This is a genomic window from Butyrivibrio sp. (genome assembly GCF_024699075.1).
Window position 1 is genome coordinate 1 of record NZ_JAILQF010000242.1, and the last position, 5,203, is coordinate 5,203.

The 5,203-nt window shown below is 38.3% G+C and carries 5 protein-coding genes; all 5 read right to left on the reverse strand.

Annotated elements, in window-relative coordinates; genetic code table 11:
- On the reverse strand, positions 1 to 1,064 hold a 1,064-nt coding region (locus K6G87_RS09905), incomplete at its 3' end, for an endonuclease/exonuclease/phosphatase family protein (RefSeq protein ID WP_296836509.1).
- Positions 1,065 to 1,132: 68 nt separating this feature from the next.
- A complete protein-coding gene (locus tag K6G87_RS09910; RefSeq protein WP_296836511.1) occupies positions 1,133 to 1,372 on the reverse strand; it encodes a hypothetical protein in 240 nt (79 codons plus the stop codon).
- A 446-nt stretch (positions 1,373 to 1,818) separates the two neighbouring features.
- A complete protein-coding gene (gene pyk, locus K6G87_RS09915) occupies positions 1,819 to 3,246 on the reverse strand; it encodes a pyruvate kinase (RefSeq protein ID WP_296836513.1) in 1,428 nt (475 codons plus the stop codon).
- Between the two features lie 115 nt (positions 3,247 to 3,361).
- Positions 3,362 to 4,216 carry a bifunctional 5,10-methylenetetrahydrofolate dehydrogenase/5,10-methenyltetrahydrofolate cyclohydrolase gene (locus K6G87_RS09920; RefSeq protein WP_296836516.1) on the reverse strand — a complete coding sequence of 285 codons (855 nt, stop codon included), beginning with the start codon at positions 4,214 to 4,216 and terminating at the stop codon, positions 3,362 to 3,364.
- An 18-nt stretch (positions 4,217 to 4,234) separates the two neighbouring features.
- Complete coding sequence (locus tag K6G87_RS09925) at positions 4,235 to 4,861, reverse strand: cyclodeaminase/cyclohydrolase family protein (RefSeq protein WP_296836519.1); 627 nt, start codon at positions 4,859 to 4,861, stop codon at positions 4,235 to 4,237.
- Between the last annotated feature and the right edge of the window lie 342 nt (positions 4,862 to 5,203).

The following is a 5,203-nucleotide window of genomic DNA, read 5'->3' on the forward strand; positions in this document are numbered from 1 at the left end:
ACAGGATTGTGATCTGTATTTACGAAAGAAAGATTCCTGGTCTGGCAGGCCTCTATTTGTATATTGTCAGATACTATAAAGCCATCTATTACATAATACTGAAAAGTATCTTTATCAGCTCCAAGATAGCATCTGTCCAGAGATCTGCAAGTCGGAGATGAGCTGTCTGTAATAAAGGTAAAGTCACTTCCAAATTCTGATATATCAATGCTTCCCGGCTGCCACAGTCCATCGTAGGTAGGATAGGCACTTATATCAGTATTGGAAAATACCTGATTGAAGTCGCCACCTGCTATTACATAGTTACCAGCATCGACTTCTGTCTGAAGAATCTCATGAAGCATTTTGGTCTGTGCAATCTTGCCCTCTCCACTGTCATATGCTTCAAGATGAAGATTAACAAGTACAAGCTGTTTGTCGGAGCCCTCAACAGGTACTCTTGAAACATCAACACATTTCTTAAAGTTACATGTACTCACAGGCCATTTAAATGGCACAGGAAGTGATATTCTACTTGAAGATGCTATATCAAAAGAGGATAGAGTCAGTATTCCAACTTTGGTCCTTCCTATCGGAGGAATGGGATATGGAATGTAGATTGCATCCATATTAAGAGCATAAGAGCTAACTTTACCCTGGTTATTGTCTTCAAAAAAAGAGACCTCATTTATCTTATAAGATCTGTCTGCAACTATATCAACTTCCTGTAAAAAGATAACATCAGGATTTACATCACTTATTTCTTGCGCGATAGCTTCGAGGTTTTCATTTACTCTATCCTTATCAGCTGTATAAACCATCGTCCCGCCGTCCATAAAGAAATCCGCATTATCTCCCAATGCTCCGTAACCGGTATTCCAGGTAAGTACTGTAAAAGTATCTCCTGTAGAAATAGTCTTGGAAGCCTCTCCCGAAAGCTCAATGTTCTCTATATCATCAGGCCTGTATTCAAAAACAGTCAAAATGCCAAGGCCCGCAGCTACGATAAGCACAAGAGCTACAACAATACTTACGATAACTTTAATTACCTTGCTGATTATTCCCTTTTTATTTTTTCCAGCCATTAAAATCTGATCCTTTCAAAAAAAATATTTATATAAAAATGTGAAAAGCGCCAGAATTCTTATTTTGTTTACATACCAATTATATAAGAAAATTTTACTTGAGGCAAAAACAGACATCTTGTTGTTCTAAATGTTTTATAGTTAGCTGTATCGATAAAATCGCAATCTTCACCAGAAGCTGGTGGTGAAATAAATTTCACTGCTTCAAGATCCTGATCCATTAATTCCATATCATCAGAAAAGTCTTCCATCGTCCGCTTTAACTCTTTCAATCTTTTTCCCTTATTGTCATCAATGCCTATCGGCATTTTCTTGAACCGTTTTAACATTACTATGATTTTTCGTTCTATTCCAGCATCACAAAACTGAAATTTTATATCACCCTTACTTACTATGCTCCTAAGTCATCCATACGTGAAGTCCCTCATTTTCCGGCAAAACTAACGTGAGAAATACCATTATTCTTCATCTTTTCACGTAAAAAAAATTTGCCCGGATTTTTTTCTTTTTGCGTTTCATTTTGATGCTTCTAATATTTCACTATAAATAGTAAGCACTTTTGTTCTTAGTTCTTCTTCATCAGTGCAATAGTCATCACATTCTCTAATCTTTCCATTCTCGCTTTTCCAATTACAGTGTTTATAATAATCACAAAACCTCCCTCTTATTGATTAAATCTTTTAAGAGAGAGGTTACTATAACTTTACTGTATTATTTTTCTGACCATCTTATGAATAGATCTTATAAATAGGTCTTATGAATAGATCTTATGAATAGTCTCAACCTTGATCATGTTAGTATGACCTGAAGTTCCGCCGATCTTACCACCTGTAAGAACTACGTTATCTCCCATCTTGAGGTCAAGGATCTTAGTAGCCTGCTGCATAGCGTGGAAGAAGAGAACGTCAAGTGACTCAAATTCATCGCACAAAAGAGGATATACGCCCCATGAAAGTGCAAGCTTTCTAAATGCCTTAACAGATGTTGTCATACCTATGATCTCAACAGGACATCTGAAACGGCTTACCATTCTGGCTGTAACTCCGCTTATAGAGCTTACTACTATACACTTAGCATGTACATCTATAGCCATTGAACATGTAGAATGGCTTATTGCATCAAGGTTATTTCTGATGCTGAAGTCCATGTTCTTGAATCTCTTAGTATAGTTGATATGCTGCTCTGTATATTCTGCAACTTCTGACATGGTCTTAACTGCTTCTACAGGATGCTTACCTGCAGCAGATTCTCCTGAAAGCATGATAGCTGATGCTCCGTCATATACTGCGTTAGCTACGTCAGAGATCTCTGCTCTTGTAGGACGAACATTGGTTATCATAGACTCGAGCATTTCTGTTGCGATGATAACTCTTTTTCCAAGGAGTCGGCACTTCTGAACGATCTCTTTCTGAACTGAAGGAACTTCCATAAATGGAATCTCAACACCAAGGTCACCTCTTGCAACCATGATACCGTCAACAACTTCTGATATTTCTTCTATGCTTTCAACACCTGATCTGTTCTCAATCTTAGCGATTATATCGATATCTCTTCCACCATTTTTATCAAGGAAGTCACGAAGCTCCTGAGCATCAGCTTTAGTAGATACAAATGAAGCTGCTACATAATCTATATCATGCTCTATACCAAAAAGAAGGTCAGCCTTGTCCTGATCTGAAAGGTAAGCCTGCTTAAGAACCTTTCCCGGGAAGTTCATGCTCTTCTTGTCAGAAAGGTTGCCACCAGCTATTACCTTAGTAATAACATCGTTGCCTTTAACTTTGGTTACTTCACATACTACAAGACCATTATTTACAAGGATTGTGTCACCTTTTTTAAGGTCCTGGGCAAAGCCTTTATAGCTTACGGATACTTTGGTCTCATCTCCGACTATATCATCAACTGTAAATGTAAACTCCTGGCCTTCTGAAAGAGTTACCTTATGATCCTTGAATACACCTATTCTGTACTCTGGTCCTTTGGTATCAAGCATGATCGCAATAGGAAGACCCAGCTTATCACGGACTTTGTTGATGACTTTGATCTTGCCAAGCTGCTCTTCATGATCACCATGACTGAAGTTAAGTCTTGCTACGTTCATTCCGGCTTCACACATCTGTGTGAGCACTTCTTCTGAAGAACTTGCAGGACCGATTGTACAAATGATTTTAGTTTTACGCATTAAATATTACTCCTATTTTATATATTACTTTTTATATATTATTATGTTCCAATTATTATGTTCTAATTACTATATTCTAATAGCTATTATCTAATTATTATGTCCTATATTACTGTTATCTGATTTCTTTTTCTGCTGCCTCTACGACATGGCTTACAAGTACGGCTGTTGTAACTGATCCAACGCCGCCCGGAACAGGTGTAAGGTTTGAGACAACATTTTCTGCTTCATCAGATTTTACGTCTCCGACAAGCTTCTGCTTTTCCTGGCTATAATTGATTCCTACGTCGATTACAGTCTGACCTTTTGTAAAATACTCAGCCCCAAGCATTTCAGCTCTTCCAAGTGCTGCAATTACTATATCGGCATTTTGAGTTACTTTCAGCATATCTATAGTTTTGGAGTGACATACTGTAACTGTTGCATTTGCATTCATAAGAAGCATAGATATCGGTTTGCCGATTACAAGGCTTCTTCCAACTACTGTAGCTTTTTTTCCCTTAGGATCAATGCCATAATGACCAAGTATCTCCATGACAGCCTGAGAAGTGCATGGTGCAAAGCCTTCTCCCATGCCGCTGTATATATAAGCCATAGAGCCTTTGGTTATACCATCTACATCCTTTTTGGGAAGAATAGCATCGCATGCAGCCTTTTCATCAAGGCTTTTAGGAAGCGGACGAAACATCAGTATACCATGAACAGAATCATCTTCATTAAGCTTCTTGATTGCTTCCATAAGGTCTTCCTGGCTGCAGTCATCAGGCAGTACCTTATTAACAACTGCTACGCCGTCTTTTTCACATCTTTTGGTAGCACCGCGTTCATAGGACAGATCGTCTGGTCTTTCACCAACTCGAAGAATTGCAAGTGTAGGTGTTATTCCCTTCTCCTTAAGCGCTTCTGCCCTTTTTTTAGTGGCATCATCAAGCGCATCTGCAACGGGCTTTCCTTTTAATAATTCCGCCATAAATATCCTCTCTATATGTTATTTCCTGAGCTTATCATTAACATCTTCAAATATCTTCTGAGCCCTTTTTACATATTCATCAAGTATTCCGTCAGCTTCTCTGTCAAACTGATCTGCCTTCTCCCTGTCCATAAGGGACTTTGTATTTATGAATACGTTAAGGCTTGCGCTCTGAAGTGCTGCGCCAGCAAGGGCTGCACCGCATCCTACGTCGGATACCATGATAACAGACCCTATTTCTTTCATTCTCTCTAAAAGTTCTATGACTCTTTTTATCTGTCTCATCATCTCAAGAGGTGCATAAAGGGCATCAAGAGTTGCCTTCTCAAGCTTTGCACTACGGTCAGGATCTTCTTTTGGAATACTATAGGCTTTGGATAAAGGTTCAAACATCCTGGCATCTTCTTCTACAAGATCAAGGAGCTTATTTCTTATCTCTTCTGACTCTTTTAAGATAGCCTCAAGCTCATCCTCATACTGAGCATATTTCTTTTTACCAGTAGTAAAATTGCCTGCCATAGAGCAAAGTGCCATAGAAAGAGCTCCCACAAATGAAGCAGCGCCGCCGCCCCCGGGAACTGATACCTTCGCAGCTAGCTGATCAGAAAATTCACGGCAACTAAGTTCAGTAATATTAGTCTCCAAAAATTATGCCCTCCCATTTCATTTCTAAATAGATTACTTGATGTAAAAATAAATGGCTTATAATGAAACGTTTTAATCAGCCTGAATTATAATATCACAAAAAATACAAATAAAGATTAATATTATTATATTAGTTTAAAAATAAATATTTTCACTCTTTCAATTAGCCTGAACTTGATGTTAAATATAGTAAGATACTTGGTTAAACTCGCAAACGCTTCGCTTTTTGCTCGTTATAAAATCACTGCTGACGCAGTTCTACGGGTACGGGGCTTATAACCCCGCACCCGAAATCAAGATATTCCCACCACCTAAAGGTGATGGGTTATCTTGATCATTTTA

What these genes read in the sequence shown, in the direction of transcription:
- pyk (WP_296836513.1), bottom strand. Translation starts at nt 3,246, where the DNA reads ATGCGTAAAACTAAAATCATTTGTACAATCGGTCCTGCAAGTTCTTCA.
- K6G87_RS09920 (WP_296836516.1), bottom strand. Translation starts at nt 4,216, where the DNA reads ATGGCGGAATTATTAAAAGGAAAGCCCGTTGCAGATGCGCTTGATGAT.
- K6G87_RS09910 (WP_296836511.1), bottom strand. Translation starts at nt 1,372, where the DNA reads ATGCCGATAGGCATTGATGACAATAAGGGAAAAAGATTGAAAGAGTTA.